General features: G+C 74.5%; 30 protein-coding genes. 17 read left to right on the forward strand and 13 right to left on the reverse strand.

Features of this window, described 5'->3' with window-relative positions:
* The first annotated feature begins 1 nt into the window (after position 1).
* Positions 2-1,750, forward strand: a complete 1,749-nt coding sequence (locus AB0J46_RS21520; RefSeq protein WP_364334462.1) for a CBM35 domain-containing protein — start codon at positions 2-4, stop codon at positions 1,748-1,750.
* A 64-nt stretch (positions 1,751-1,814) separates the two neighbouring features.
* Positions 1,815-2,357 carry an isochorismatase family cysteine hydrolase gene (locus tag AB0J46_RS21525; RefSeq protein ID WP_364334465.1) on the forward strand — a complete coding sequence of 181 codons (543 nt, stop codon included), beginning with the start codon at positions 1,815-1,817 and terminating at the stop codon, positions 2,355-2,357.
* Here AB0J46_RS21525 and AB0J46_RS21530 read toward each other — a convergent pair.
* A complete protein-coding gene (locus AB0J46_RS21530; protein ID WP_364334468.1) occupies positions 2,347-3,183 on the reverse strand; it encodes an alpha/beta hydrolase in 837 nt (278 codons plus the stop codon). The genes AB0J46_RS21525 and AB0J46_RS21530 overlap by 11 nt on opposite strands.
* Positions 3,184-3,255: 72 nt before the next feature.
* On the opposite strand from AB0J46_RS21530, the gene AB0J46_RS21535 reads away from it, so the two are divergent.
* Positions 3,256-3,807: a helix-turn-helix domain-containing protein gene (locus AB0J46_RS21535; RefSeq protein ID WP_364334471.1), complete on the forward strand. Its 552-nt coding sequence runs from the start codon at positions 3,256-3,258 to the stop codon at positions 3,805-3,807.
* A 12-nt stretch (positions 3,808-3,819) separates the two neighbouring features.
* On the opposite strand, the gene AB0J46_RS21540 is transcribed toward AB0J46_RS21535, so the two are convergent.
* From AB0J46_RS21540 to AB0J46_RS21550, 3 genes are read right to left on the reverse strand one after another with little or no spacing between them, the layout of a single operon-like run.
* Positions 3,820-3,957 carry a hypothetical protein gene (locus tag AB0J46_RS21540; protein WP_364334474.1) on the reverse strand — a complete coding sequence of 46 codons (138 nt, stop codon included), beginning with the start codon at positions 3,955-3,957 and terminating at the stop codon, positions 3,820-3,822.
* Complete coding sequence (locus tag AB0J46_RS21545; RefSeq protein WP_364334477.1) at positions 3,954-4,424, reverse strand: nitroreductase family deazaflavin-dependent oxidoreductase; 471 nt, start codon at positions 4,422-4,424, stop codon at positions 3,954-3,956. Before AB0J46_RS21545 ends, AB0J46_RS21540 begins: the two co-directional genes overlap by 4 nt.
* A 58-nt stretch (positions 4,425-4,482) precedes the next feature.
* Positions 4,483-5,082 (reverse strand): TetR/AcrR family transcriptional regulator, encoded by a 600-nt coding sequence (locus AB0J46_RS21550; RefSeq protein WP_364334480.1) that lies wholly within the window; start codon positions 5,080-5,082, stop codon positions 4,483-4,485.
* 63 nt (positions 5,083-5,145) lie between these two features.
* On the opposite strand from AB0J46_RS21550, the gene AB0J46_RS21555 reads away from it, so the two are divergent.
* Positions 5,146-5,745, forward strand: coding sequence for a hypothetical protein (locus AB0J46_RS21555; protein ID WP_364334483.1), 600 nt, complete (start codon positions 5,146-5,148; stop codon positions 5,743-5,745).
* Positions 5,746-5,809: 64 nt separating this feature from the next.
* The gene (locus AB0J46_RS21560) at positions 5,810-6,340 is read left to right on the forward strand and encodes a GNAT family N-acetyltransferase (protein WP_358293562.1); all 531 of its coding nucleotides are present in this window, start codon (positions 5,810-5,812) and stop codon (positions 6,338-6,340) included.
* Here AB0J46_RS21560 and AB0J46_RS21565 read toward each other — a convergent pair.
* Positions 6,315-7,736: a hypothetical protein gene (locus AB0J46_RS21565; protein ID WP_364334486.1), complete on the reverse strand. Its 1,422-nt coding sequence runs from the start codon at positions 7,734-7,736 to the stop codon at positions 6,315-6,317. The genes AB0J46_RS21560 and AB0J46_RS21565 overlap by 26 nt on opposite strands.
* Positions 7,737-7,860: 124 nt before the next feature.
* Positions 7,861-8,382: a snapalysin family zinc-dependent metalloprotease gene (locus AB0J46_RS21570; RefSeq protein WP_364334489.1), complete on the reverse strand. Its 522-nt coding sequence runs from the start codon at positions 8,380-8,382 to the stop codon at positions 7,861-7,863.
* A gap of 189 nt (positions 8,383-8,571) precedes the next feature.
* Between AB0J46_RS21570 and AB0J46_RS21575 the strand changes: the two genes are divergently transcribed.
* Positions 8,572-9,828 carry a cation:proton antiporter gene (locus AB0J46_RS21575; RefSeq protein WP_364334492.1) on the forward strand — a complete coding sequence of 419 codons (1,257 nt, stop codon included), beginning with the start codon at positions 8,572-8,574 and terminating at the stop codon, positions 9,826-9,828.
* 47 nt (positions 9,829-9,875) lie between these two features.
* Here AB0J46_RS21575 and AB0J46_RS21580 read toward each other — a convergent pair whose 3' ends face one another.
* From AB0J46_RS21580 to AB0J46_RS21590, 3 genes are all read right to left on the reverse strand, one after another.
* Positions 9,876-11,411, reverse strand: a complete 1,536-nt coding sequence (locus AB0J46_RS21580; RefSeq protein WP_364334494.1) for an alpha/beta fold hydrolase — start codon at positions 11,409-11,411, stop codon at positions 9,876-9,878.
* Between the two features lie 129 nt (positions 11,412-11,540).
* Positions 11,541-12,257, reverse strand: a complete 717-nt coding sequence (locus tag AB0J46_RS21585) for a DUF2071 domain-containing protein (RefSeq protein ID WP_364334496.1) — start codon at positions 12,255-12,257, stop codon at positions 11,541-11,543.
* Positions 12,254-12,481 carry a hypothetical protein gene (locus AB0J46_RS21590; protein ID WP_364334499.1) on the reverse strand — a complete coding sequence of 76 codons (228 nt, stop codon included), beginning with the start codon at positions 12,479-12,481 and terminating at the stop codon, positions 12,254-12,256. The genes AB0J46_RS21585 and AB0J46_RS21590 overlap by 4 nt, the downstream gene beginning before the upstream one ends.
* A gap of 159 nt (positions 12,482-12,640) precedes the next feature.
* Here AB0J46_RS21590 and AB0J46_RS21595 point away from each other — a divergent pair, with 159 nt between their 5' ends.
* A complete protein-coding gene (locus AB0J46_RS21595) occupies positions 12,641-13,396 on the forward strand; it encodes a ZIP family zinc transporter (protein WP_364334502.1) in 756 nt (251 codons plus the stop codon).
* A gap of 13 nt (positions 13,397-13,409) precedes the next feature.
* On the opposite strand, the gene AB0J46_RS21600 is transcribed toward AB0J46_RS21595, so the two are convergent.
* On the reverse strand, positions 13,410-14,000 hold the full coding sequence (locus tag AB0J46_RS21600) for an XRE family transcriptional regulator (protein ID WP_364334505.1): 591 nt from the start codon (positions 13,998-14,000) through the stop codon (positions 13,410-13,412).
* Positions 14,001-14,118: 118 nt separating this feature from the next.
* Between AB0J46_RS21600 and AB0J46_RS21605 the strand changes: the two genes are divergently transcribed.
* The gene (locus AB0J46_RS21605; protein WP_364334508.1) at positions 14,119-14,955 is read left to right on the forward strand and encodes an EamA family transporter; all 837 of its coding nucleotides are present in this window, start codon (positions 14,119-14,121) and stop codon (positions 14,953-14,955) included.
* Positions 14,956-15,017: 62 nt separating this feature from the next.
* On the opposite strand, the gene AB0J46_RS21610 is transcribed toward AB0J46_RS21605, so the two are convergent.
* Complete coding sequence (locus AB0J46_RS21610; protein ID WP_364334511.1) at positions 15,018-15,758, reverse strand: ABC transporter permease; 741 nt, start codon at positions 15,756-15,758, stop codon at positions 15,018-15,020.
* Positions 15,755-16,459 (reverse strand): ATP-binding cassette domain-containing protein, encoded by a 705-nt coding sequence (locus AB0J46_RS21615; protein WP_364334514.1) that lies wholly within the window; start codon positions 16,457-16,459, stop codon positions 15,755-15,757. The genes AB0J46_RS21610 and AB0J46_RS21615 overlap by 4 nt, the downstream gene beginning before the upstream one ends.
* Before the next feature lie 87 nt (positions 16,460-16,546).
* Here AB0J46_RS21615 and AB0J46_RS21620 point away from each other — a divergent pair, with 87 nt between their 5' ends.
* The 5 genes from AB0J46_RS21620 to AB0J46_RS21640 are packed head-to-tail and all read left to right on the forward strand — an operon-like array spanning position 16,547 to position 20,715.
* A complete protein-coding gene (locus AB0J46_RS21620; RefSeq protein WP_364334517.1) occupies positions 16,547-17,650 on the forward strand; it encodes a histidine kinase in 1,104 nt (367 codons plus the stop codon).
* Positions 17,647-18,276, forward strand: coding sequence for a response regulator transcription factor (locus tag AB0J46_RS21625; RefSeq protein ID WP_364334520.1), 630 nt, complete (start codon positions 17,647-17,649; stop codon positions 18,274-18,276). Before AB0J46_RS21620 ends, AB0J46_RS21625 begins: the two co-directional genes overlap by 4 nt.
* A 51-nt stretch (positions 18,277-18,327) precedes the next feature.
* Positions 18,328-18,834, forward strand: coding sequence for a PadR family transcriptional regulator (locus AB0J46_RS21630; protein ID WP_364334523.1), 507 nt, complete (start codon positions 18,328-18,330; stop codon positions 18,832-18,834).
* On the forward strand, positions 18,827-19,492 hold the full coding sequence (locus tag AB0J46_RS21635) for an ABC transporter ATP-binding protein (RefSeq protein WP_364334526.1): 666 nt from the start codon (positions 18,827-18,829) through the stop codon (positions 19,490-19,492). The genes AB0J46_RS21630 and AB0J46_RS21635 overlap by 8 nt, the downstream gene beginning before the upstream one ends.
* Positions 19,489-20,715, forward strand: coding sequence for a hypothetical protein (locus tag AB0J46_RS21640; protein ID WP_364334529.1), 1,227 nt, complete (start codon positions 19,489-19,491; stop codon positions 20,713-20,715). The genes AB0J46_RS21635 and AB0J46_RS21640 overlap by 4 nt, the downstream gene beginning before the upstream one ends.
* A gap of 35 nt (positions 20,716-20,750) precedes the next feature.
* Here AB0J46_RS21640 and AB0J46_RS21645 read toward each other — a convergent pair whose 3' ends face one another.
* Positions 20,751-21,287, reverse strand: coding sequence for a hypothetical protein (locus AB0J46_RS21645; protein WP_364334532.1), 537 nt, complete (start codon positions 21,285-21,287; stop codon positions 20,751-20,753).
* 50 nt (positions 21,288-21,337) lie between these two features.
* Here AB0J46_RS21645 and AB0J46_RS21650 point away from each other — a divergent pair, with 50 nt between their 5' ends.
* From AB0J46_RS21650 to AB0J46_RS21665, 4 genes are all read left to right on the forward strand, one after another.
* Positions 21,338-21,811, forward strand: coding sequence for a hypothetical protein (locus AB0J46_RS21650; protein ID WP_364334535.1), 474 nt, complete (start codon positions 21,338-21,340; stop codon positions 21,809-21,811).
* A gap of 75 nt (positions 21,812-21,886) precedes the next feature.
* Positions 21,887-22,480, forward strand: coding sequence for a hypothetical protein (locus tag AB0J46_RS21655; protein WP_364334538.1), 594 nt, complete (start codon positions 21,887-21,889; stop codon positions 22,478-22,480).
* Between the two features lie 10 nt (positions 22,481-22,490).
* On the forward strand, positions 22,491-23,024 hold the full coding sequence (locus AB0J46_RS21660) for a GNAT family protein (protein ID WP_364334541.1): 534 nt from the start codon (positions 22,491-22,493) through the stop codon (positions 23,022-23,024).
* A gap of 125 nt (positions 23,025-23,149) precedes the next feature.
* On the forward strand, positions 23,150-23,422 hold the full coding sequence (locus tag AB0J46_RS21665) for a hypothetical protein (protein WP_364334544.1): 273 nt from the start codon (positions 23,150-23,152) through the stop codon (positions 23,420-23,422).
* The last annotated feature ends 104 nt before the right edge of the window (positions 23,423-23,526 follow it).

Genomic DNA, 23,526 nt, shown 5'->3' on the forward strand with positions numbered 1-23,526 from the left:
CGTGCTCGCAACCCGCTTACGCACCCTCGTCCCGGTCGCCGCCGCGTGCCTGGCCGTCTCCGCGCTCGTGGCGCTGCCCGCGCGCGCGGCGACCGTGCGCTACGAGGCCGAGAACGCCGCCAACGTCCAGGGCGCCGTCGAGGCGAACCACGCCGGGTTCTCCGGCACCGGCTTCGTCAACAGCGTCAACGCGGCCGGCCCGTACACGGAGTGGACCGTCGACGCCCCGGCGGCCGGCACCGCCACCCTGGCCATCAGGTACGCCAACGGCACCGGCTCCGCCCGCGTCGCCGACGTCTCCGTCAACGGGACGGTCGTGTCCGCCGGGCGTTCGTTCGGCGCGACCGCGAACTGGGACACCTGGGCGACCTCCACCCTCACCGCCGCCCTGAACCGGGGCGACAACAAGATCCGGGTCACCGCCGCGTCCGCGGGCGGCAACCCCAACCTCGACTTCCTGGAGGCCACGACCGCCGACGTCCCGGCCACCGAGTACCAGGCCGAGGCCGCGACGCTGACGGGGGCGAGCGTGGCCACCAACCACACCGGCTACACCGGCGCCGGGTTCGTCGACTACGTCAACGCGCCCGGCGGCTCGGTCGAATGGTCGGTCAACGTGGCCGAGGCCGGCAGCCACACGCTGACCTTCCGATACGCCAACGGCACCGCCGCCGGCCGCCCGATGGACGTCGCCGTCAACGGCGTCACGGCGGTGACCGGCCTGGCCTTCCCCGGCACCGGCGGCTGGGACACCTGGGCCGACGTCCGCGCCACGGTGACGCTGAACGCCGGCGTCAACACCGTCCGCGCGACCGGGACCGGCGCCGAGGGCGGCCCGAACGTGGACAGGTTGTCGGTCAGCGGCGCCGGCGGCGCCGACGGCCAGGCGCCCACCGTGCCGGCGAGCCCGCGGGTGACCGGCGTCTCGGCCACCGGCATCTCCCTGGCCTGGACGGACTCCACCGACAACGTGGGCGTCACCGGCTACCGCGTCCACGAGGGCACGACCGTGGTGGCCACCTCGCCCACCGCGAGCGCCACGGTGGCGGGGCTGGCCGCCGGGTCCACGCACACGTACACGATCACGGCGGTGGACGCCGCGGGCAACGAGTCCGGGCACAGCGCCGCGGTCACCGGCACCACGACCGGCGGCGCCGGCGGGCCCACCGCCGACCAGCTCCTCGCCAAGGTCACCACGTGCTCCCAGATCTCCAACGGCAAGTACAAGACCGACTCCGACGTCTCCTCCGGGACCGTCGCGGTGTGCGGCAAGACCGGCGGCGTGTTCTGGAAGGGCGACCTGGACATCGACTGCGACGGCGTCCGGACCGCGCAGTGCAACGAGAGCACCGACTGCTGCTTCCAGGCCGAGACGTTCTGCCACACCACCTCGGACACGCCGCTCAACGCCGCGCAGCTCCCGTACGTGGTGGTGCCGAGCCCCAGCTCGATCTGGGACTACCGGACCAAGGGCATCGGCTGCGGGACGGTGGTGGCGGTCATCTACAACGGCCAGGTCGAGTACGCGGTCACGGGCGACACGGGCCCGTCGGGGATCATCGGCGAGGCCTCCTACCGCACCGCCGCCGACCTCGGCATCAACCCCGACCCGAGCAACGGCGGCACCGACTCCGGCGTCACGTACATCGTGTTCACCGGCTCGGGGACGAAGGTGGCGGCCATCGAGAACCACGACCAGGCCGTGACGCTGGGCCGGACCCTCGCCCAGCGGTTCATCGACGACAACTGACCGACCGCGCCATGCCCTGATTTGTCCTGGATAAAACAGCAGGTAGCTGGACAGGACAGGGTTTATGGCAAGATCTGCGCTGGTCGTCATCGACATGCTGAACCCGTACGAGCACCAGGACGCCGAGCGGCTCGCCCGGCAGGTGGAGCCGATCGTCGAGCCGCTCGCGGACCTGGTGGCGCGGGCCCGCGAGCGGGACGACGTCGAGCTGGTCTACGTCAACGACAACTACGGCGACTTCGCCGCCGACCGGCGGGAGATCGAGGAGCGGGCGATGAAGGGCCGGCGGCCGGACCTGGTCCAGCCGGTCCTGCCGCCGCCGGGGTGCGCGTTCCTGCCCAAGGTGCGGCACAGCGCGTTCTTCGGCACGTCGCTGGAGTACCTGCTGTCGCACAGCGGGGTCGAGCGGGTCGTCCTGGCCGGGCAGGTGACGGAGCAGTGCGTGTTGTACAGCGCGCTGGACGCGTACGTGCGGCACTACGAGCTGACCGTGCCGCCCGACTGCGTGGCGGCCATCCACCACGATCTCGGGCAGGCGGCGCTGAACATGATGGAACGCAACATGTCCGCCCGGCTCACCCCGTCCGGCGACTGCTTCACCCGATGAGCCGCACCGTGCGGTCGGCGACGAGGTGCGGCTGCTCGGCCTGGACCAGATGGCCCGAGAGGACGTCCTCGTGGCGTCCGTCGGGCAGGCTGTCGGCGTAGCGGCGCTGGTGCTCGCGGTTGGCGGCGTGCCGGCGCTCCCGCCCTCGGGCGGCGCGGGTCACCGACAACACGATCGTCGGGCAGCGCGGCAGCCGAGGAGGTCGCGCCCGGAACTCCGGGATGGCGGCGGCCACGGCCCGGATCTCCTGGCGCGTCCGGGCGACCCCGGCGGGGGTGAAGTCCTCGGCGAGCATGGTCCGGTAGGTGTCGGCGGGGAACAGCCGCCGGACGTTCCCGCTGAACAGCCGCGCCGGCAGACGGAACCGGCTGAGCGCCTGCGTCACCGCCATCACGCGGTCGACCTGCGCGGCGGTCCGGTCCCAGGTGTCGTACACCGGCGAGGTCTCCGGCAGGACGTCGGCCAGCAGCAGCCCGCGCAGCCGGGGCCCCAGCAGCTCGGCGGCACGGCGGGCGACCAGCCCGCCCATGCTGTGCGCGACCAGCACGAACTCCCCCGGCACGACGGCCTCGGTCATCGCGACCAGGTCGGCCGCCAGGTCGTCGATGCCGAGCGGCCCGGCGGCGGGGCCGCTGCGCCCGCGCCCGGCCCGGTCGTAGGTCACCAGCCTCGCCCTGCTCGCCAGCAGCGGCGTCACCGCGTCCCAGCAGGTGCGCCCGCAGCCCCCGCCGGCCTCGAACACCACCGGTAAGTGCCCTTCACCGGTCTCCTCGACATAGACGTGCCGGCCGTTCACCGGCACCGTCCGCCCTGGGACGTCCCGCATGCCGCCTCCTCCGCTCCGCGAACCGAACGTTTTCATTTTGGATAACGGTATCTCATATGAAATCGTTAGGCCATGGACCCTGTCGAGCAGCTGCTGCACCCCGTACGGCTGCGCATCGTGCACGCCGTGGCCGCCGCGGGCACGATGACGATCGCGCAGCTCTGCGCCCGCATGCCCGAGGTTCCCAAGATCACCGTCTATCGCCAGGTCGCGCACCTGACCGAGGGCGGGTTCCTGGAGGTCGAGGGCGAGCAGCGCGTACGCGGGGCCACCGAGCGCCGCTACCGGCTGCGCCAGGACCGTCCCGCGATCGACGCGGGGGCCGCCGCGTCGATGTCGCTCGACGACCACCGCAGGGGGTTCGCCGCCGCCATGGCCGTCCTGATCGCCGAGTTCGACGCCTACCTGCGCCGCGAGGGCGCCGATCCGGTCGCCGACTCGGTCTCCTACCGGCAGGGCACCGTGTGGCTCAGCCCCGGCGAGCTCGCCGCGATGCTGACCGACCTGCTGGCGGTGCTGGGCGACCGGCTGGGCAACACTCCGGCCCCCGGCCGCGCCCCCTACCTGCTCAGCGCGATCCTGTTCCCCTCCGGCGAGCCGCCCGCGCACGGAACCGGCGGGTAGCCCGCCGGGACGTCACGCCGCCTGGGCGGGCAGGACCTCGATGGCGGCGAGCCGGTCGATCTTCAGCAGGGACAGCCGGGTGACCTGGCCGGCGGTGGCGCGGATGGTCAGCGGCCGGGGATGGGCGCCGGCGGTCGCGGCGCCGATCACCCCGATACGAACCGGACGAACGGGATGCGGCTGCCCACCTCGCGGTAGTCGTCCACGCCGCCGTCGACGGCGAAGCCCATGATCCGGCAGAGCCGGCGGGCGGCGGCCGGGTGGCGGGGGGCGTACCGGGCCATGATGTCCGCGCCCTCGCCGGGCTCCAGCGGCACCGCCGTGGCGCGGAAGCGGTGCCCGCCGACCTGCAGGCTCACCTGCGGGGTGGCCATGACATTGCGGTACCAGTCGGCCTTGGGGCCGAAGCCGGAGGCGGCCACGTAGCCCTGCCCGTCGCGCTGGACGACCTCGATGACGGCCCGGCGGGGCAGGCCCGAGACGCGTCCGGTGTGGGTGAGCAGCATGACGCGGCCGCCGAGCAGCGGCCCGAGGCCGAGACGGTACAGCAGGATGGGCAGCCGCCACAGCCGGCGGCGCAGCCCGGTCGGCGGGTCCGGTCTCCTGACGATCTCCATGGTCGGTCTCCCTCCGTGGTGGGCGGGCCCCGGACGGCCCGGTCGAGGACCGTCTCCCTCAGCCGGGCGGCGACGCGGCCAGCAGGTCCTCCACCGCCGACAGCGCCGCGCCCACGGGGAGGGCGGGGTCGATCATGTGGTGCAGCATCAGCCCGTCGATCGCGGCGGTGACGAGCGTGGCGACGCCGTCGAGGCGGTCGGCCGGCCAGCCGGGGCGCAGGCGGCCGAGGCGGGCGGCGATGCGGCCGCGGGCCCGGCGGAGCTCGTCGCGCAGCAGGGCGCCCAGGGCCGGATCGCGGGTGGCGCCCACGATCAGCTCGGCGGCCAGCCGGGTCGTCGGCCCGTCGGCCGCCGCCCGGGCCGGCAGGCCGCGCAGCAGGGCCAGCGCGGCGCGCTCGTCGTCGGCGGCCAGCAGCTCGGTGACCAGCGGGCCGACGACGAGGTCGGTGGCGCGGCGGAAGATCGCCTCGCGCAGGCCGGGCAGCCCGCCGAAGTGGTAGTGGATCAGCCCGGGGTTGGTGCCGGCCCGCTCGGCCACGGCCCGCGTGGTGACGCCGGGCCATCCGTGCTCGCCCAGCAGCGCGACCCCGGTCTCCACCAGTTGCTCGCGACGGCGGTCGCCGCGCGGCGAATTTGGCCGCTCGGCCAAGTTGGTCATACGGCCAAGTTAGCACGGGGAAATTCGCGTGCGCCACGGCGGCGGCCGGTGTTGCATGTCCGGATGATCGACGAACCGCTGGACCGCCTCCGCGCCGCCGCACGACGTACCCGCGAACTGGCCCTGGACCGGGGGGCCACCGGCGTGGGCCACGAGGACGCCGACGACGACGCCGGCACGATCGGCACCGACGGCGCCCTCGGCTTCGACCCGTTCCCCCTGCTCGAAGCCCTGCACCGGCATCGCGTCCGGGCCGTGGTGATCGGGCAGGTCGCCGGCATCATGCACGGCTCCGCCGAGCTGACCGGCGACCTCGACCTGCTCTGGGACGGCCGCCCCGCCCACGCCCCGGCCCTGGCCGGCGCCTTCGCCTCCGTCGGCGCCCGGCTCGCCGACGAGACGGGCGGCCCGCTGCCCCTGCACCCGGACTCCCTGCTGCGCCCGAAGACGCACTTCACCTCGCCGGGGGCCGGCGGCGACTGCTGCACCCCGGCGCTCCCCTGGGGCGGGCTTCGGGTCGGCGAGTGCCTGGACCGCGCGCTGACCGCGACCGGCCCCGGCGGCCTGGAGGTCCACTACGTCTCGCGGGAGGACCTGATCCGGATGCGCCGCGCCCTGGGCCGGCCCAAGGACCTGCGCCGGGCGGCCGAACTGGAGGCGTGACCTGCGGCGCTCCGGCGGAAAATGAGTCGTCGGGGCGCGCGGCGTTCGAGTAGGTTCGCCGTTCATGACCCCTACTCTGCGCACCGAGCGGCTGCTGCTGGAGCCGTACGTCCCCGCCGACGAGGACGCGTTCGTCGCCATGTTCCAGGATCCACGGGTCACGCGGTGGATGGGGGACGGCACCGCCACCGAGGCCGAGGACCGCGCGCTGTTCGGCCGCATCTTCAGCAAGGTCTACGCCCAGGACCTGTTCGCCGTCTGGGCCGTACGCCGGGACGGCGAGCTGGTCGGGCACGCCGAGATCAAGCCGACCGACACCGTGTCGGGCCACGAGCTCATCTACGCGCTGGTCCCGGCGGTGTGGGGGGCGGGCCTGGGCCGGGAGCTGGCCGAGGCGATCGTCGGCCACGGCTTCGACGCCCTCGGCCTCACCGAGGTGCACGCCACCGTCGCGCCGGACAACCTCGCCTCGCTGGCCGTGCTGCGCAAGCTCGGCTTCGAGCACGTGCGCGACATCACCGAGGACGACGGCGGCACCACCCGCGTGCTGACCCGCCGCCGTCCGCCGGTCACTCCACCGCGCCCGTCCGCGTGAGCAGGTCCTGGTACCAGGCGTCGTACGGATGGTTGGTGGCCGGGTAGTTCGCCGGCGGATCGGTCGCCTGGCCCGCCGAGTCGAAGTCCCAGCCGCGGACGAGCCGGCCCGCCCGCCGCGCGTCGGTGATGAACGACGCCTGCCCGGCGGGCGCGGCGTAGAACAGCGCGTCCTGCCGCAGCTCCGCGCTGTCGCCCTGCTGGAACTCGGCGAAGGCGACCTGGCGGTGGCGGATGCGGTCGCCGGTGAACGCGTCGGTGTCCACCCGCAGGGTCCGCGACGGGGTCGGGCCGTCGGCGCCGGTCCACACGTGCACGCGCGGCGCGCCGCCGTAGGAGGTGGTCTTGTCGTGGCGGGCGTCGGAGGTCCTGGCGTTGCCGCTCCACGCGACGCTCGCCGCGCCGGCGTCGAGCACGCCCGACCACTCCCAGTTCTGGCTGCTGCTCTGGCTGCGGTGGATCTCCCGGAGCCGGGTCCCGCCCGCGTCGGTGAAGCGGACGGTCGGCAGGACGCCGTTGTCGTACTGGCGGCTGGCGGACCAGGTGATCTCGCCGGCGGCGTCCAGGCGTCCCACGCGGTACCAGAGCGTGGTGGCGTTCTGCGACTGGTGGACCTCGACAAGGTCGCCGTTGTCGTTGAGGGCGACGGCGGGGGTGACGCCGCTGTCGTACCTGCCGTGGCGCAGCCAGGTCACCCGGCCGTCGGCGCCGTACGCGCCGGTCCAGTGCCACAGCGCTCCGGCGCCCGAGTCGTGCACCTCCACGACCTGGCCGCGGGCGTTGGCCGCGACGGCCGGGTTCGAGCCGAGGTCGCGCTTGTACAGCGTGCGGGTCGTGCCGTCGCCGGAGATCACCGGGAGCACGCGGCCGCGCAGCGCGTCCACGGCAGGCGGGGCGGCCGGGTAGTCCTCGGCCCGCAGCAGCCGCGGCCCGAAGGCGGCGACGAGCTCGTCGTTCAGCGCGGCCGGGTTGCCCGCGGCGTGGGACGGGTTGTCGGTCAGGTCGTCCTTGAGGTCGAGGGCGACGACGATCGGCGCGGCCGTGGGATGGGCCGCCGACCAGCCGGCGATCACCGCGAGCCAGTCGCCGAGGAGGTTGGAGGCCGGGTTGCCCGCGTGGTCCACCTCGTCGCCGGGGGCGTCGTGGCCGACGGAGTAGTCGCGGGCGGTGGCGTACCCGTTGTCGTGCACGTCGAGCTCGACGAAGCGGACGCCGTGGTCGAGCTGGTAGGCGATCGAGTTCCTGGCGCCGGCGATGTTGCCCGAGTAGCTGTTGTGCGTGGCGCGGAAGACCGCCGAGGGTAACGGCACGTCCGCCGCCGCCTCGGCCGATCCGCCCGCCGCCAGGACCGAGGCCGCGGCGGCGAGGGCTGACAGGACGGCTCTCGAACGGGGCATGCGCTGATCCTCACGTCGGGGGGCGATTGCTCCCAGACAATACGATCACGGCCCTCCGGCCAACCCCGCCGGACGAACCGGCGGGGCGGCGCGGAGTGAGACAGCCTGACGGGTGCGTTGGAGGTCAGCGGTCCTCGTGGACGCGGCCGAACTCGACCGCGGGCGCGCTGCCGGCGAAGTTGCGGTCCACCTCGGCCCGCTCGGCCACGCTGGGGGTGGCGTTCGTGCAGCTCACGGGGGCGCTGGAGCCGGACATCAGGTCGCCGCAGAGCCCGGTGCGCCGGTCCGGCAGGCCGAGGATGTGGCCGATCTCGTGGGTGGCGATCCGCAGCGGGTAGTAGCCCTGGTTGACCGCCTGGCGGCCCATCCAGATCGTGCCGCGGCCGAGGCTGGTGGGCAGCGTCCTGGGCCAGTTGTTGTCGGCCAGGACGACGAAGCTGGCGGGCGTGCCCTGCATGAGCCGGACGTTCACCACGTTGGCGTTCCAGACCTGGGCGGCCTGGTCGATCACGGTGACGAACTCCGCCGACCGGGAGGCGTCGTACCGCAGCACCCGGACCAGCACGGCGGCCTGGGCCGGGGAGGTGACCAGCAGGAAGGAGAGGGCGAGGACGACGGAGAGCGTGACACGGAGAGACCTTGACACGGATCCTCCTCCAGAAGTTGGGGGGTCCTGTCACGGTAGGCGCGCAGTCAGGGGTGCGAAAAGTAGCTATTAGTGCATATTGCCGCGATATGCCGACGACGGCCTCGGCTTGTCGATCCGAGCGATACTGAGCGGTTTGCGCGCATAAAAGGAAGATTGCCCTGAGTTGATCAGGGCAGTGGGGCCGGGATGTCCACCCCCGATCTCGTCCTGGCCCTCGGCGGCGCCGCCGCGCTGCTCGCCGCCGTCCTGCCCGGCCTGCTCGCCCGCCGGGCCTTCTCCCCTCCCCTGGTCTACCTGCTCGGCGGCATGGTGCTGTACCTGCTGCCGATCGGGCTGCCCGAGCCCGATCCCGTCGCCCACCGGGCGGCCGTCGAGCACATCACCGAGATCTGCGTGCTGGTCTCGCTCATGGGCGCGGGGCTGGCGCTCAACCGGCGGATCGGGTTACGGAGCTGGTCGACGACCTGGCGGCTGCTCGGCTGGGCGATGCCGCTGACCGTCGCCGGGGTCACGGCGGCAGCGTCCGGCGTGCTGGGCTGGCCCGTCGCCGCCGCGCTGCTGCTGGGGGCCGTGCTCGCGCCGACCGACCCGGTGCTCGCCTCCGACGTCAGCGTGGGCGAGCCCGCCGACGCCGAGAACGCCGACGACGAGGTCCGCTTCGCGCTCACCTCGGAGGCCGGCCTGAACGACGGCCTGGCCTTCCCCATCGTGTACGCCGCCATCGCCCTGGCCACCGCCGGCGGCCTGGGCTGGACGGGCGAGTGGGCACTGACGGACGTGCTCTACCGGATCGTCGCCGGGGTCGTCTGCGGCCTGCTGATCGGCCGCCTGCTCGGCCGGCTGTTCTTCCACTCCCCCGCCGAGGAGCTGCGCCTGGCCGAGCGCCGCGACGGCTTCGTGGCCCTGGGCGCCACCCTGCTCGCCTACGGGGTCACCGAGCTGGTCAGCGGCTACGGCTTCATCGCCGTGTTCGTCGCCGCCTGCGCCATCCGCCGGGTCGAGCACGGACACGGCTACAACAACGTCCTGCACGGCTTCGTCGAACAGCTGGAACGGCTCTTCACCTCCTGGCTGCTGCTCCTGCTCGGCGGATTCGTCGCCGCCGGCGGCCTGGCCCCGCTCACCTGGCGCGGCGTCCTCGTCGGGGCGCTGCTGATCCTGGTCATCCGCCCGCTGGCGGGCTGGCTCTCCCAGGTCCGGGGCCCGGCCGGCCCCCGCGAGCGCCGGGTCATCTCGCTGTTCGGGATCCGGGGGGTGGGGTCGCTGTTCTACCTGGCGTACGCGCTGGGTCACGCCGACTTCGGCGTGCCGCCCGAGGAGCTGTGGGCGGTGACGGCCTTCACCGTGGTGCTCTCGGTCGTCCTGCACGGCATCACCGCCACCCCGGCCATGGCCCGCCTCGACGCCCTCCGCGAGCGCCTGACCACGGGCGCCCGGGAGTAGGACGCGGCCTCGCGGAGAGGGGGCCGCGAGGCCGCGTCACCATCCGGCTACCGCAGGACGGACGTCCACCCGGGGCGGCCGGGCAGCGGGCTCGGGCCCGGGACCCGCCTGAGCGACGTCTCGTCCGGCGGGACGGCCGGGCAGCGGGCGCCCTGGGCGGGCAGGTCACGGGAGAGCAGGTAGCGGTCGAAGGCGGCCGTCGTGCACTCGCCGCGCCCGTAGATGCCGTGCCCCCAACCTTCGTAGGTCAGCAGCCGGGCCTGCCGGCCGGCCTGCAACGCCGTGGAGGCCGCCCACACGTACGGCGTGGCCGGGTCGTGCAGGGCGTTGCCGAGCAGGAGCGCCGGCGAGCCGTCCACCCTGAGCCGGTGCTGCCGGTTGGGCGTGGCCGTGCCCTGGCAGGCCAGCGCGAGCGGGTGCGCCGCGGCGCTGACCAGCATGTCCGGCGCTAGGGCCGCCGACCGGCGGAGCAGCCGGTCCCAGTCGCGGTAGCCGCGGACGGGCAGCGCGTAGTCCTGGCAGAAGACGAAGCTCGCGTCGTTGACGGTCTCCCCGGCGGCCCGGACGGGCGGCGCGAAGAGCGGGCTGACCTGGCCGGCGCCGCTCTCCATGGCGGCCAGCAGCTGGGCGAGCTGGCTCCAGGCCGGCCCGTAGAACGCGCCGAAGGCCAGGCCGATGAGGTCGAGCCTGCGCAGCTTGACGTCCGGCTGCCCGGGGAAGGTCAGCTCGCCCCGCTCTGCCCTGGCCAGCAGCTCGTGCCACACCGCGCGGACGTCCCTGCCGTGCAGCGCGCACGAGTCGGTCCGGCCGCACCAGGCGACGAACTCGTTGAAGGAGTCCTGGGAGGTCCAGGCCTCGGTGTCCAGGAACGCCTGGGTGCCGAGACTGTGGTCCATGTTGCTGTCCAGCGCGAGGGCGCGGACGCGGCGCGGGTAGCGCTCGGCGTAGAGCTGGCCGATCAGGGTGCCGTACGAGACGCCGTAGTAGGTCAGCTTGTCGTCGCCGAGGGCGGCGCGCAGGGCGTCGAGGTCGCGGATCACGTACCCGGTGTGGACGTTGTCGAACAGCGGGCCGGTGCGCCGGCGGCAGTCCTCGCCGTAGCGCCGGTTGAAGGCGAGCAGGGCGTCCCAGCCGGCCTGGTCCTTGATCGACAGCGGGTCGGGCGCCTGCTGGGCGAGCTCCAGCGAGCAGGTGACGGGATGGCTGCGGCCCACGCCGCGCGGGTCGAAGCCGACCACGTCGAAGCGGCTGGTGATCTCGGGGGTGAAGCCGAGCCAGTTGTTCACCACGGCGTCCACGCCGGAGCCGCCGGGGCCGCCGGGGTTGATCACCAGCGACCCGATGCGGGCGGCCGGGTCGCTCGCCCGGCGCCGGGCGAGGGCCAGCTCGAAGGTCCCGGCGCGCGGGTCGTTCCAGTCGACCGGCACGGTCAGCGTCCCGCAGTCGACCGCGGCATCCTCCGCGCACGGCGCCCACCGCACGGCCGGGGCGGCTGTGCCACCGGTGGCGGCGGCCGCGGGGACCGGCGCCAGCGGCGCCGCGAGGGCCGATAAGAGGGTGAGGATCAGGACTGGTCTTCGCATCGCGACTCCAATCGTTCGGGGACCTGATCATCGATCAGTTCCTCCGACAAGACCATCCGACTGGAGGAGGAGACCGGAGTCATCCCTGAGTACCTTCCGCTCGGCCGCCCTTCCCGCCACCGCGTCAGGTCACCACGACCACATGCCGACGCGTACGTCCACGCCCGGGGAGGCGTGCAGGAGGGGCGGGCCGGCCGGGTCGGGCAGGCCGGCGGCCCGCAGCAGGTCCTGGTCGAGGCCGGTCAGCTCGACGTGCTGCAGCGGCCACGGCGGGTGCTCGACCTCGGCCGCGGCCAGCCGGCCCGCCACCTGGGTGAACAGCCGGTGGCGGGCGGTCAGGAAGTGCGCGAGCTCGTCCTGCTCCTCCTCCCGCAGGACGCCGCCCACCTCCGCCTCGGCGTCGCACCGCACGCCCCGCGTCCCCGGCCACCGCCGGCGGCAGCGGTAGCGGCGGCCCTGCCGGTCGATCCGGACCGACATGTCGGACCAGTGGTAGGGCAGCCGGTAGCCGGAGCGCCCGCCGAGCGCGGCCAGCAGCCGTCCCGCGTCCAGGGACAGGAACCAGACGCCGGAACGGCCGCGCGCGTCCCGCACGTACGTGCGGCAGTTGGTCTCCGGGAACGCCGACAACCACGGCACGGCGGGCAGGCCGGGCACCCGTACGTCCTCCATGAGGAACGGCGTCACCCCCACCCACGCCGACCCGTCCATGGTCTCGACGGCGAGCTCGTCCGGCACCAGCTCACGGACCACTTCGACGGGGTAGCGCCAGTGCAGGAACGTGATGTGCGCCCACCGGTGGCACATCACCGGCAGCGCCACGCGCGGCGACGGCGGCGCCTTCACGCGGTGCGGCGGTGCTCGGCGAGGACCCGGCCGTCGCGCCGGATCCGGGCGGCCCGGTAGGGCGGCACCGGCCGGGTGACGCACGCCCGCGCGGCCGACTCGGCCTCCGCCTGGTCGATCCCCCAGCCGATGGTGTGCCAGCGGTCGGCCGCCGCGTCCAGGGCGGTGATCTCGTAGAGCTGTCGCGCCGGACGCGGCGTGCAAGGGGTGTGGCGGCGCTCCATCCAAGTCTCCTCACGACGGGGGCGGACCGCCGCCTGCCCTACCCGGGGCGTTCCACCCCAATCCCCACCTCCGGCGCGGCTGCGCGAACGGGTGACGGGAAGGGCGTGGGCGAGAGAACCTGAGGGCGGGGACAGAGGACGCGAGAGGGATCGGTGCACATGCCTGAGTGGCTGGAGGCGGGGACATGGGGGCTGGTCGCCGGAGGCGCGCTGGTCCTCGGCGCGGCCGTGGCGATGCTGGTGCGGGTCCCGGCGCGGGCGATCGCCGCCGTCATGGCCTTCGGCGCCGGGGTGCTGATCTCGGCGCTCTCCTTCGAACTGCTGGACGAGGCCGAACGGTCGGGCGGGTTGCTGCCCACCTCCGTCGGCTTCCTGGCGGGAGCCTGCGCGTACGTGGCGGCCAACGCGATCCTGGCGCGGCACGGCGCCCGGCACCGCAAACGCTCCGGCGACCAGCAGCCCAGCGAGGCCGACGCGCAGGGCAGCGGCGCCGCCATCGCCGTCGGCGCGCTGCTCGACGGCATCCCCGAGTCGGTGGTGCTCGGGCTGTCCCTGCTGCACGGCGGCGAGATCGGCCTCGCCGTCGTGGCGGCGGTGTTCGTCTCCAACGTCCCCGAGGGCCTGTCCAGCGCCGCCGGCATGCGACGGGCCGGGCGCAGCCCCGCGTACGTGTTCGGCGTCTGGGGCGGCATCGCCGTGATCAGCGGGGTGGCGGCCATGATCGGCTACCTGACCCTCCGGTCGGCCTCCCCCGAGGCGATCGCGCTGATCACCGCGATCGCGGCCGGCGCCATCCTGGCCATGGTGGCCGACACCATGATCCCGGAGGCGTTCGAGCAGGCGCACGTCCTCACCGGGCTGATCACCACCGTGGGCTTCCTGTCCGCCTTCGCCATCGAGCGCCTGGCCTCCTGACGGCGAGCGGACCTCACGGCCGGCCGGCGGTCCAGGGGCCCGGAGGGAGGTGGACCGTCATGATCATGTTGCAGGCGCCGTCGCCCTCGCCCCGGTAGCCGTGCGGGGCGTCGCCGTCGAAGGTGGCGGTCTGGCCCGCCTCGACGGGGTGCTCGGCGCCGTCGAGGACGAGCGTCATCCGTCCGGAGACGACGCTGAGGGTCTCCACCACCCCGGCCTGGTGGGGCTGGCTGGGGTACTCCTCGCCGGGTTCCAGCCGCCAGCGCCATACCTCGACGGGGGCCGGGCCCGTGGTGGTCAGCATGAGCCGGGCCTGGCCGCCGCGCGGCCCGGTCCACAAGGGGGCCACCGCGTCGGCGGCCACCACGCGCAGCCGGCCCTCCGGCGGCCCCTGCATCAGGGCCGAGACCGAGATGCCCAGGGTGTCGGCCAGCCGGACCAGCGTGGCCAGGTTGGGGTTGCCCTGCGCCTTCTCCAGCGCCACCAGCGCGCCCTTGCTGACCTGGGCGCGCCGGCCGAGCTCCTCCAGGGACAGGCCGGCGCGGGTGCGGGCCGTCTTGACGTTGTGGGCGACCGTGCGCAGGGCGCGGGCCGGCTCGGCCATCTGGTTCACCTTCCTCGCGGGGCGGACCGGTGGAATGTACTGCGCGGTCGGTCCGTTGTGCTCCTGCGGTCATTCTAATGTACTCTTTGGTCGTTCCGCTGACTGTCCGGGAGGTGTCGTGATCGCTCTGCTGCTGGCTCTGGGCAGCTCGCTCGCCTACGGCTGCGCCGACTTCCTCGGCGGCCTCGGCGCCCGCAGGGCCCATGTGCTGCGTACCGTGATGGTCGCGGCCCCGGCCAGCCTCGTGGTCGAGCTGCTGCTGTGGCCGATGCTCGGCGCGTCGTTCAGCCCCGCCGCGCTCGGCTGGGGCGCGGCCTCGGGCGTCGCGTCGGCGGCCGTGTTCGCCCTGCTCTACCGCACGCTGGCGATCGGCCCGATGAACGTGCTGTCGCCGGTGACCGCGCTGGTGTCGGCCGCGCTGCCCGTCGCCGTGGGGCTGCTCCAGGGCGAGCACCTGTCGGCCGCCGGGCTGGTGGGGCTGCCGCTCGCGCTGGTGGCGGTCGTCCTGGTCAGCGCGGGGCACGGCGCGGGGTCGGCGCGTCCGTCGCGGACGGCGCTGCTGCTGGCCTTCGGCGCCGGGTCGGCGATCGCCCTCCAGCTCGTCTTCCTGCACCAGGCGCCGTCCGACAGCGGGGTGGCGCCGTTGATCGTGGGACGGGCGGTCTCCTCGGTCGTCACCCTGACCGCGGCCGGGCTGCTGCGCCGCCGGCTGGGCCCCGAGCGGCCCGCGTACGCGCTGTCGGCGACCGCGGGCGTGCTCGACTCGGTGGCGAACCTGCTGTTCCTGCTCGCGGCCCGCAGCGGCGACCTGGCCGTGGTGGCCGTGGTCACCGCCCTCTACCCGGCCGGCACGGTGCTGCTCGCCCGCGGCGTGCTCGCCGAGCGCATCCACCGCGGCCAGCTCGTCGGCCTGGGCGCCGCGGCCCTCGCCGTCAGCCTCCTCGCCCTCCCCTGAGCCCTCCCCTGAGCCCGGCCCTGAGCCCGGCCCTGACCCCTGCCCGGCCGGCCCGCCCGGCGTCAGGAACGCGCGGCGGCGACCACGGCGACGGACAGCGGGACCACCGCCCACGCGCCGAGCACGGCGAACGCCGCCCAGGTCGGCATGACGTCCGGCACCTGCTCGATGAGCTGGAGGGCCGGGTACCCGGGCAGGACCCGGTTGACCACGTCGCCGCCCGGCAGCACGCGGGCGGCGAACGGCGCCACCAGGACGATCACCACCAGCGCCGCCGTCGCCACCGCGCCGTTGCGCAGGACCGTGCCGAGCGCCAGCCCGAGCAGGGTGGCCACGACGATCATGAGCGTGCCGCCGGCGACGACCGTCCAGGCCCCCGCGGGCAGCCACGACGGGTGGAACTCCGCGGCGACGAACCGCCCGTAGAGGTAACCGGGCACCGCGATGAGCAGCGAGCCGCCCACCGCGACGCCGCCCAGGACGACCGCCTTGGCCACCAGCACGCGCGCCCTCGACGGCATCGCCACGAACGTCACGTCGATCATGCCGGACGTGTGCTCGCCGCTGGCGGTCATCGCGCCCAGCATGCCGAGCGGGAGCTGGGCCAGGACCACCCCCACGTACACGGCGACCACGACCCCCATGGCCGCCTGGTCCCCCGTGCGGCCCGGGTCCCAGCGCGAGATGACGGTGGCGGCGCCGAGCACGGTGAGCGCGAGCGACACCAGCACCCCGACGCCGAGCGCCCACCAGGTGGAACGCAGGGTCCGCAACTTGATCCACTCGGCCGCGAGCGCGTTCACCGCTCCCCCCTTCCGACGAGCTCCATGAACGTCTCCTCCAGCGAGCCGCCCGGCCCGACCAGCTCGCCGAGCGCGGCGTCGGCGCGCAGCCTGCCCCCCGCCAGGACGACGAGATGGTCGGCCGTGACCGCCATCTCGCCGATGAGGTGGCTGGACACCAGCACGGTGCGGCCCTCGGCGGCCAGCGACCTGAGCAGGCCGCGCATCCAGCGGATGCCCTCGGGGTCGAGCCCGTTGGCCGGCTCGTCGAGCACCAGCACCTCGGGGTCGCCGAGCAGCGCCGCGGCGAGGCCGAGCCGCTGCTTCATGCCCAGCGAGAACCCGCCGACGCGGCGGCCCGCCGCCCCGCCGAGCCCCACGAGGTCCAGCAGCGGGCCGATGCGGGCCCGGTCGAGGCCGTTGGAGCGGGCCAGCCACCACAGGTGCTGTTCCGCGCGCCGCCCGCCCTGCACGGCGGAGGCGTCCAGCAGCGCGCCGACGTGGGTGAGGGGCCGGTCCAGCGCGCGGTAGGGCAGGCCGTTCACGGTGGCCCGTCCGGCGGTGGGCCGTTCGAGGCCGAGGAGCACGCGCATGGTGGTGGTCTTGCCCGCGCCGTTCGGGCCGAGGAAGCCGGTGATCCGGCCGGGCCGGACCGTGAAGGTGAGGTCCTGCACGGCCGGGGCCCGGCCGAAGCGTTTGGTGAGTCCGGTGACTTCGATCATGTTCCTCACCCTCCACGGCCTCCGGCCCGGCGTGCATCGGTCCTGGGACCGATACGGCCGGCGTGGCCGCCGGGTTAGGTTCGCACCGTGCGCCAACAGATCCGTCCGCCGCTGCTGAACCGGGTGCCCGCCTGGGGCTGGATTTCCCTCGACGCCGTCGTCGCGCTGGTCGTCGCGCTCGGCTACGCCGGGCTCACCTACTCGCGGAACCCGGCCGAGCCCGGTGCGCTGGACTTCGCGGCGGCGCTGGCGGCCGGGCTGCCCGTGGCGGTCAGGCGGTTGTGGCCGGGGCCGGTGTTCGTGGTCGTCCTGCTGGGCGGGCTCGGCACGCGGGAGTTCCTGCTTCCCCACGCCGAGCTGCTCTGCCTGCCGCTCGTGCTGTACACGCTGGCCACGCGGAGCAGGGCCGTGCTGCCGCTGCTGGTGGCGGGCGCGGTGGCCGCGCAGGGCGTGGCCGAGGTCCCCCTGACGGCCGCGGTCCGCGACCGGCTCGGGCTGACGCTGGCGATCCTGCTCGCCGCGTGGGCCGCCGGCACGGCCGTACGCCAGCGCGGGCTCTACACCGGGCAGCTGGCCGCGCAGGCGGAGGAGCGGGCCCGTGCGGAGGCCGTCGCCGAGCGGCTGCGGATCGCCCGGGAGCTGCACGACGTCATCGGCCACAGCCTCAGCACGATCGCGGTGCAGGCGGGCGTGGCGGGCCACGTGGGCGGGGCGGAGGAGATGAGCCGCACGCTCGCCTCGATCGAGGAGACCAGCAGGTCGGCCCTGCGGGAGACCAGGCAGCTGCTCGGCGTGCTGCGCGAGGACGACGCGGCCGAGCTCGCCCCGGCCCCCGGCCTGGCCGATCTCGACGCGCTCGTCGCGCGCACCAGGGCGGCGGGCCTGGAGGTGGAGCTGTCGATCGACGGGACCGTGGACGGCGAGCTGGGGCCGACGGTCTACCGGATCGTCCAGGAGGCGCTGACCAACGTGCTCAAGCACGCCGGCGCCCGGCAGGCCCTCGTCCGCATCGAACGCCTCCCGGACGCGCTGACCGTGGAGGTCACCGACGACGGCACGCGCGGCCGGGCGCGGCCGTACGGGCACGGCCTGACCGGGTTGCGCGAGCGCGTGCGCGTCTTCGGGGGCGAGTTCGAGGCGGGCGTCCGTCCCGTGCGCGGTTTCCAGGTGAGGGCGAGGCTGCCGCTGTGATCAGGGTGCTGGTGGCCGACGACCAGGCGCTCATCAGGGCGAGCTTCCGGCGGCTGATCGACTCCACGCCGGGGTTCCAGGCGGTCGGCGAGGCCGCCACGGGCGCGCAGGCGGTGACGGCGGCCGGACGCGACCGTCCCGACCTGGTGCTGATGGACGTGCGCATGCCGGAGATGGACGGCATCGAGGCCACCCGCCTCATCTGTGCGGATCGGCCGGAGACGCGCGTGCTCATCGTGACCACCTTCGACCTCGACGACTACGTCTACGGGGCGCTCCGGGCGGGCGCGGCGGGCTTCCTGCTCAAGGACACGCCGCCGGCCGAGCTGATCAGGAGCATGGCCGTGGTCGCGTCCGGCGAGTCGCTGCTGGCGCCGACCGCGACGCGGCGGCTGGTCGAGCGCTACGTGCGTCCCCCGTCCGGGGACGGCGGCCTGGACATCACCGAACGCGAGCGCGAAGTGCTCGTCCTGGTCGCCAGGGGCCTGTCGAACGCGGAGATCGCCGGCACCCTGTTCGTCAGCATGAGCACGGTCAAGACGCACGTCAGCAGCCTGCTGACCAAACTCGGCGCCCGCACCCGCGTGCACCTGGTCATCGCCGCCTACGAGGCCCGCCTCGTGTGAGGCCCGCCGGTTCCGCTTGCGTGACTATTCATTGAATGTATAGTCGTGATCATGTCAACCGGACACGTGCTGCTCGGCTTCCTCGCCGAGCGGCCGAAGCACGGCTACGAGCTCAAGAAAGAGCATGATCACCGTCTCGCCGGCGCCAAGCCCCTGGCGTACGGGCAGGTCTACGCCACGCTGCAACGCCTGGAACGCGACGGCCTGGCGGAGGTGGCCGAGACGCAGCAGGAGGGCGGTCCCGAGCGCACCCTGTTCGCGATCACCGAGGCCGGCCGGGCGGAGCTGGAGCGGTGGCTCAACGCCGTCGAGCCGTCGGCGCCGTACGTCGCCAGCCCCCTGTTCGCCCGGGTCGCCGTCGCGGGGAAGGCCGCCGACGGCCACCTCCTGCGGCAACGCGAGGCCCACCTGGCCCGCATGCGGGAGCTGACCGCCGAGAAGGCGACCGGCTCGCCCGCCCAGGTGCTGGCGGCCGACTACGCGCTCCAGCACCTCGACGCCGACCTGCGCTGGATCGAGACCGCGCTCGCGCGGATGAAGGAGGACACCGATGCTTGAGGCCAGGGGCCTGGGCAAGTCGTTCGGCGGCACCAGGGCGCTGAACGGCGTCTCGCTCGCGATCGCGGAGGGCGAGATCGTCGCGATCACCGGTCCGAGCGGCGCGGGCAAGTCGACGTTGCTGCACTGCCTGGCCGGGGTCGTCCGGCCGGAGTCCGGCGAGGTCGTCCTCGACGGCACGCGCATCGACACGCTGCCCGAGGACGACCTGACCCGGCTGCGACGCCAGAGCTTCGGGGTCGTCTTCCAGTTCGGCGAGCTGGTGCCCGAGCTGACCGCGGCGGAGAACGTCGCGCTGCCGCTGCTGTTCGACCGGCACGGCAGGCAGAAGGCGATGACCGCCGCGGCCGAGTGGCTGGCCCGGCTGGAGGTGTCCGGCTGCGCCGGGCGGCGCACCGGCGAGCTGTCCGGCGGGCAGCGGCAGCGGGTCGCCATCGCGCGGGCGCTGGTGACCGGCCCGCGCGTGGTGTTCGCCGACGAGCCCACCGGAGCCCTGGACACGCTCGGCGGCGAACAGGTGATGGGCGCGCTGCTCGGCGCGGCCCGCGCCGGCCGGGCGGCCGTCGTCCTGGTCACCCACGACAACCGGGTGGCCGCCTACGCCGACCGCGAGATCCCGCTGCGCGACGGCGCCGTCCTGGTGGGGGCGGAACGATGATCACCGTACTCGGCATGCTGCACAGGGGCCGCTCGCGGGCCGAACGCGTGCGCGCCCGGCTGGTCGCCGCCGGGGCGGCGGTGGCCACGTTCCTGGTCTGCACGGCCGTCGGCATGGCCGACTTCCAGGACGAGGACGGCTCCCTGACCGGGCTCGGCCTGGCGCTGCTGGCCGTGCCGGTCGCCGGCCTGGTCCACCAGGCCAACCGGCTGGCCTCGGCCACCAGGGAACGGCGGCTGGCCGCCCTGCGGCTGGCGGGCGCGACGCCGGGCAACGTACGGCGGCTGGGCGCGCTGGAGGGCGGCCTGCTGGCGCTGGCCGGTTCGCTGACCGGCGGCGCGCTCTACGTCGTCACCCACCTCGGCGGGCCGCTGCCGCAGATCCCCGTGGTCGTCGCGCTGGTGACGCTCGGCGGGGTCCTGTCGGGGGCCCGCGCCGGCCGGCACGTCGTCACCTCGCCGCTGGGCGTGACCCGCCGCGCACGCGTGCGGGGGCCGCGTGTGCTGGACCTGGTCCTGTTCGCGGCGGGCGTGGGCCTGCTCGTCGTCGGGCTGTCGGTCAAGGGCCGCTTCCCCGTCGTCGGCAAGTACGGGACGGTGACCGCCATGGCGGCCGGGCTGGTCCTGCTGCTGATCGGCGCGACCCTGGCCACGACCTGGCTGATCAGGGCGTACGCCCGCAGGGCCGGGCGGCGGGCCCGGTCGCCGGAGACGCTGCTGGCCGCGCGGCTGGTCGAGGCCGACCCCCGGGCGTGGGCCAGGGCCCTGTCCGTGGTGAGCCTGACCGTCTTCTTCGGCGCGGGGGCCGGGGCCCAGCAGGCCGCCGTGGGCTACTCCCAGGGCCACGCGCTGGTGGACGTCGCGCTCCTGCTGGCCCTGGCGACCTCGTCGATCGCGCTGGTGGTGCACCAGGCGGAGGAGCTGATCGACCATCGCCGCTCGTTCGCCGCGCTGGCCGCCGCCGGGGTGCCGGAACGGGCGCTGGGCGGGGTGCTCGTGCGGCAGGCGGTCGTCGCGGCGCTGCCGGTCTGCGTGGTGGCGGCCGTGTCGGGGGTCGCCGTGGTGGTGCTCCCCCTGGTGAGCGTCTACCGCGTCGAGTCGCTGCCGTGGGCGCTGACCAGGGCCGTCCTCATGGCGGGCGCCGGGGTGCTGGCCGCCGTGGTCGTCGCCCTGGCGGCCCGCCCCCTGCTGCGGGGCGCGCTGCGGTCCGGCACGCGGACGTGACCGGCGTCCGCTGACACCGCCTGCCCTCTGGCCGTCTACCGGTGAGCCGCCGCCTCCGGCCGGGGGGCGACCGGCTGCCTGAGCAGCGTCTTCGGGTCGGGGTCGGTGAACTCGGTCAGGTAGATCTCGTGGTGCAGCCCGTTGGGCACCAGCCCGTGCTCGGCCATGAACGCCTCCATCACCTCCAGCGACCTCTTCTCCTCGCTGTAGGGCCCCTCGTGCAGCAGCTCCACGCACTCGCCCTCGGTGAAGGTGACGACCTGGACCCGGTCCACGGCGGCCCCCGACGGGCGGGCCCGCTCACGCGCCGCCTCGGCCGCCCCCGGCTCGGGCATCCCGGGCAACGGCAGCAGCAGGTGCCACCGCCACTGGTCGCGCGGGGTCTCCAGCGGCGGCAGCGAAGTGTCCTCCACCCACCACCGCCCCTCCAGCGGCCCGGCGGCGCCGCCCATGGCGGAGGCCACGGCGTGCAGGGCGCCGATGGCCGACAGGTGCTCGGCGCCGCCGGGCTCTCCCATGCCCGTGACGTTGAGACAGGTGACGGGATGACAGTGGACCAGTCGCGGGGTCATGGATCCTCCGGGTAGATCTGGGTGGAATCCCCATAGCGTGGGGTCTCCCCGTGGGGGAGAGTCCAATCAGCGTCGGCCTGCACACGGCCGAGACCCCGCTTCCGCCCCGCCCGCCGGCTGACCCGCGCGGCGCGGTCCTGCCGGCGGAGACGACGCTCCCGGAGGCCGGGACGTCCCGGCCGTTCCTGTTCCTGGGCAAGCCCGCCACGTACACGCCGGGCACGGGCGAGCCGGCCGCCACGTGGGAGCGCGTCTGGGCGCGGCTGACCGGATGGAAGCGCTGGCTGCTGCTGACGGGGGCCGCGCACACGTCCTTCACCGACCTGGGCGTCCTGATGGACCAGGTCGGCACCGAGGACGGCGCCACCGTGCCCGGCGCCCGCGCACTCGGCGTCACCCGCGCCTACGTCACGGCCTTCCTCGACCGGCACCTGCGCGGTCAGCCCCGGCCTCCGCTGGACGAACCGTCGGCCGACGTCCCCGAGGTCAGGTTCTGCAGCCCGGAGGACAAGACCTGCGAGTGACCCTGGGCCGTCTGTACGCGGGGCCGTTCCGGCGGGCATGATGAACAACCATCGGTCCGTCTCCTTGGAGCGTCCATGGATCGTCTGTTCGTGCGGCTGGCCCTCTACGTGGTCAGGTTCGCCGGGGCCGTCGCGGGGGTGTGGGGGGTCGCCTACGCCGTCAACGGCGCCACGCAGGCCGGCGGGGGAATGGTCGTTCGCGTCGTCCCCCGCCTGGAGGCCGCCGACCGGCTCGGGCTGAGCAGGGTGAAGCTGCCCCGCGGCCTCTCCCTGGGAGACGGGGAGCTGCCGCTGCGGGTCTGGGACTCGACGGCGGCCGAGCAGGTGCTCTTCCGGGCGGACGTGCTGGTGGGCGGCCTGTGCGCGCTCGTCGCCGCCCTCCTGGTCGGAGGGCTGCTGACGTCGGTGTTCGAGGGCGAGCCGTACCGCCGCGGCAACGCGGCGCGGGTCGCCTGGCTCGCCGTCCTCGCGCTCGTCTCGGGAGCGGCCCAGGCGCTGCCCGCGCTCGCGGTGGCCGCGGTGCTCGACCGCATGGGGGCGGGTGGGACGTTCGGGCCGCCGTCCGGGCTGTCGTGGCCGCCGTTCGTGGGCGCGGCGCTGCTGGCGGCGCTGGCCCTGGCGCTGCGGGCCGGACACCGGGCCCGCGCCGACGTCACGTCCGTCACATAGTGTCGCGATCATGACGATCGAACTGCGCGCCGTCCGGGAGGACGACCTGGCGTTCCTGACCCGGCTGATCGGCGACCCGGACAGCAGCGGCGAGTACCAGTGGTACGGCTGGCAGGACCCCCACCGCCTGCGCCGCCTCTGGGACGAGAACGGGATGCTCGGCGAGGACGGCGGCATGCTCGTGATCGCCTCCGGCGAGGACCGGGCGGGCCTCGTGTCGTGGCGCAGGCAGCTCACCTCCCGGGTGTCGTACTGCTGGGAGATGGGCCTCATCGTGGCACCCGGCTTCCGCGGCAAGGGGCACGGGACGCGGGCGCAGCGGCTGCTGGCGCGCTACCTGTTCGACCACTCGCCGGTCAACCGGGTGCAGGCGACCACCGAGCTCGGCAACGTGGCCGAGCAGCGGGCGCTGGAGAAGGCCGGTTTCGTCCGGGAGGGCGTGCTGCGCGGCGGCGGCTTCCGCGCCGGCGAGTGGCGTGACGGCGTGATGTACGGCATCGTCCGCGCCGACCTGGACCGGACCCCGGCGCCTCCGGGCGCCTGACCAGCGGCGGCGCGGACCCCGGCGGAGGTCGACACGGGCTCAACGGATCCTCGGCACCGGCGCCCCTACGTTGCGATCACACGATTCCGCAGCAAGGCGGCGCGCGGCTGCGGGTGAGCCGGGACGTGCCCAGGAACACCTGGCACCGCACCAGGAAGGCGAAGGGCCGCCGCGGCATGGTCTACCTGTACGAGGCCGGCGGCGTCTACCGCGGCCGGGACGTGTGGTGGGCGTGGGGCACCAGCCTGCGCTCCGGCGACCGCGTCTCCATCGACTGGACCGACGACGGGGGCGCACCTACCACGCCTGCCACGCGGTGGTCAGAGGCGGCGGACGCCGCAGCGTCACGTCGTACGCGGTGGACGCCCCGGCGGGCCGCAAGTTCCGCGCGTGCGTGAAAGCCGCGGGCAAGTGGTCGTGCACCCGCGGCTGCTGGGAGATCAGGTTCTCCTGACCGGCCGGTCCGCCGGGCAGGGCGTGCGAGCTGCGGCGATACGACCGC

It is taken from the genome of Nonomuraea sp. NPDC049758 (assembly GCF_040674635.1).
Classification (GTDB): domain Bacteria; phylum Actinomycetota; class Actinomycetes; order Streptosporangiales; family Streptosporangiaceae; genus Nonomuraea.

Bases quoted from the DNA above. Each gene is read 5' to 3' on its own strand.
- AB0J46_RS21630 (WP_364334523.1), top strand. From the start codon at position 18,328: ATGTCAACCGGACACGTGCTGCTCGGCTTCCTCGCCGAGCGGCCGAAG.
- AB0J46_RS21575 (WP_364334492.1), top strand. From the start codon at position 8,572: ATGTCCACCCCCGATCTCGTCCTGGCCCTCGGCGGCGCCGCCGCGCTG.
- AB0J46_RS21550 (WP_364334480.1), bottom strand. From the start codon at position 5,082: ATGACCAACTTGGCCGAGCGGCCAAATTCGCCGCGCGGCGACCGCCGT.
- AB0J46_RS21555 (WP_364334483.1), top strand. From the start codon at position 5,146: ATGATCGACGAACCGCTGGACCGCCTCCGCGCCGCCGCACGACGTACC.
- AB0J46_RS21660 (WP_364334541.1), top strand. From the start codon at position 22,491: ATGACGATCGAACTGCGCGCCGTCCGGGAGGACGACCTGGCGTTCCTG.
- AB0J46_RS21640 (WP_364334529.1), top strand. From the start codon at position 19,489: ATGATCACCGTACTCGGCATGCTGCACAGGGGCCGCTCGCGGGCCGAA.
- AB0J46_RS21580 (WP_364334494.1), bottom strand. From the start codon at position 11,411: ATGCGAAGACCAGTCCTGATCCTCACCCTCTTATCGGCCCTCGCGGCG.
- AB0J46_RS21655 (WP_364334538.1), top strand. From the start codon at position 21,887: ATGGATCGTCTGTTCGTGCGGCTGGCCCTCTACGTGGTCAGGTTCGCC.
- AB0J46_RS21560 (WP_358293562.1), top strand. From the start codon at position 5,810: ATGACCCCTACTCTGCGCACCGAGCGGCTGCTGCTGGAGCCGTACGTC.
- AB0J46_RS21590 (WP_364334499.1), bottom strand. From the start codon at position 12,481: ATGGAGCGCCGCCACACCCCTTGCACGCCGCGTCCGGCGCGACAGCTC.
- AB0J46_RS21545 (WP_364334477.1), bottom strand. From the start codon at position 4,424: ATGGAGATCGTCAGGAGACCGGACCCGCCGACCGGGCTGCGCCGCCGG.
- AB0J46_RS21635 (WP_364334526.1), top strand. From the start codon at position 18,827: ATGCTTGAGGCCAGGGGCCTGGGCAAGTCGTTCGGCGGCACCAGGGCG.
- AB0J46_RS21600 (WP_364334505.1), bottom strand. From the start codon at position 14,000: ATGGCCGAGCCGGCCCGCGCCCTGCGCACGGTCGCCCACAACGTCAAG.
- AB0J46_RS21565 (WP_364334486.1), bottom strand. From the start codon at position 7,736: ATGCCCCGTTCGAGAGCCGTCCTGTCAGCCCTCGCCGCCGCGGCCTCG.
- AB0J46_RS21595 (WP_364334502.1), top strand. From the start codon at position 12,641: ATGCCTGAGTGGCTGGAGGCGGGGACATGGGGGCTGGTCGCCGGAGGC.
- AB0J46_RS21535 (WP_364334471.1), top strand. From the start codon at position 3,256: ATGGACCCTGTCGAGCAGCTGCTGCACCCCGTACGGCTGCGCATCGTG.
- AB0J46_RS21525 (WP_364334465.1), top strand. From the start codon at position 1,815: ATGGCAAGATCTGCGCTGGTCGTCATCGACATGCTGAACCCGTACGAG.
- AB0J46_RS21615 (WP_364334514.1), bottom strand. From the start codon at position 16,459: ATGATCGAAGTCACCGGACTCACCAAACGCTTCGGCCGGGCCCCGGCC.
- AB0J46_RS21645 (WP_364334532.1), bottom strand. From the start codon at position 21,287: ATGACCCCGCGACTGGTCCACTGTCATCCCGTCACCTGTCTCAACGTC.
- AB0J46_RS21530 (WP_364334468.1), bottom strand. From the start codon at position 3,183: ATGCGGGACGTCCCAGGGCGGACGGTGCCGGTGAACGGCCGGCACGTC.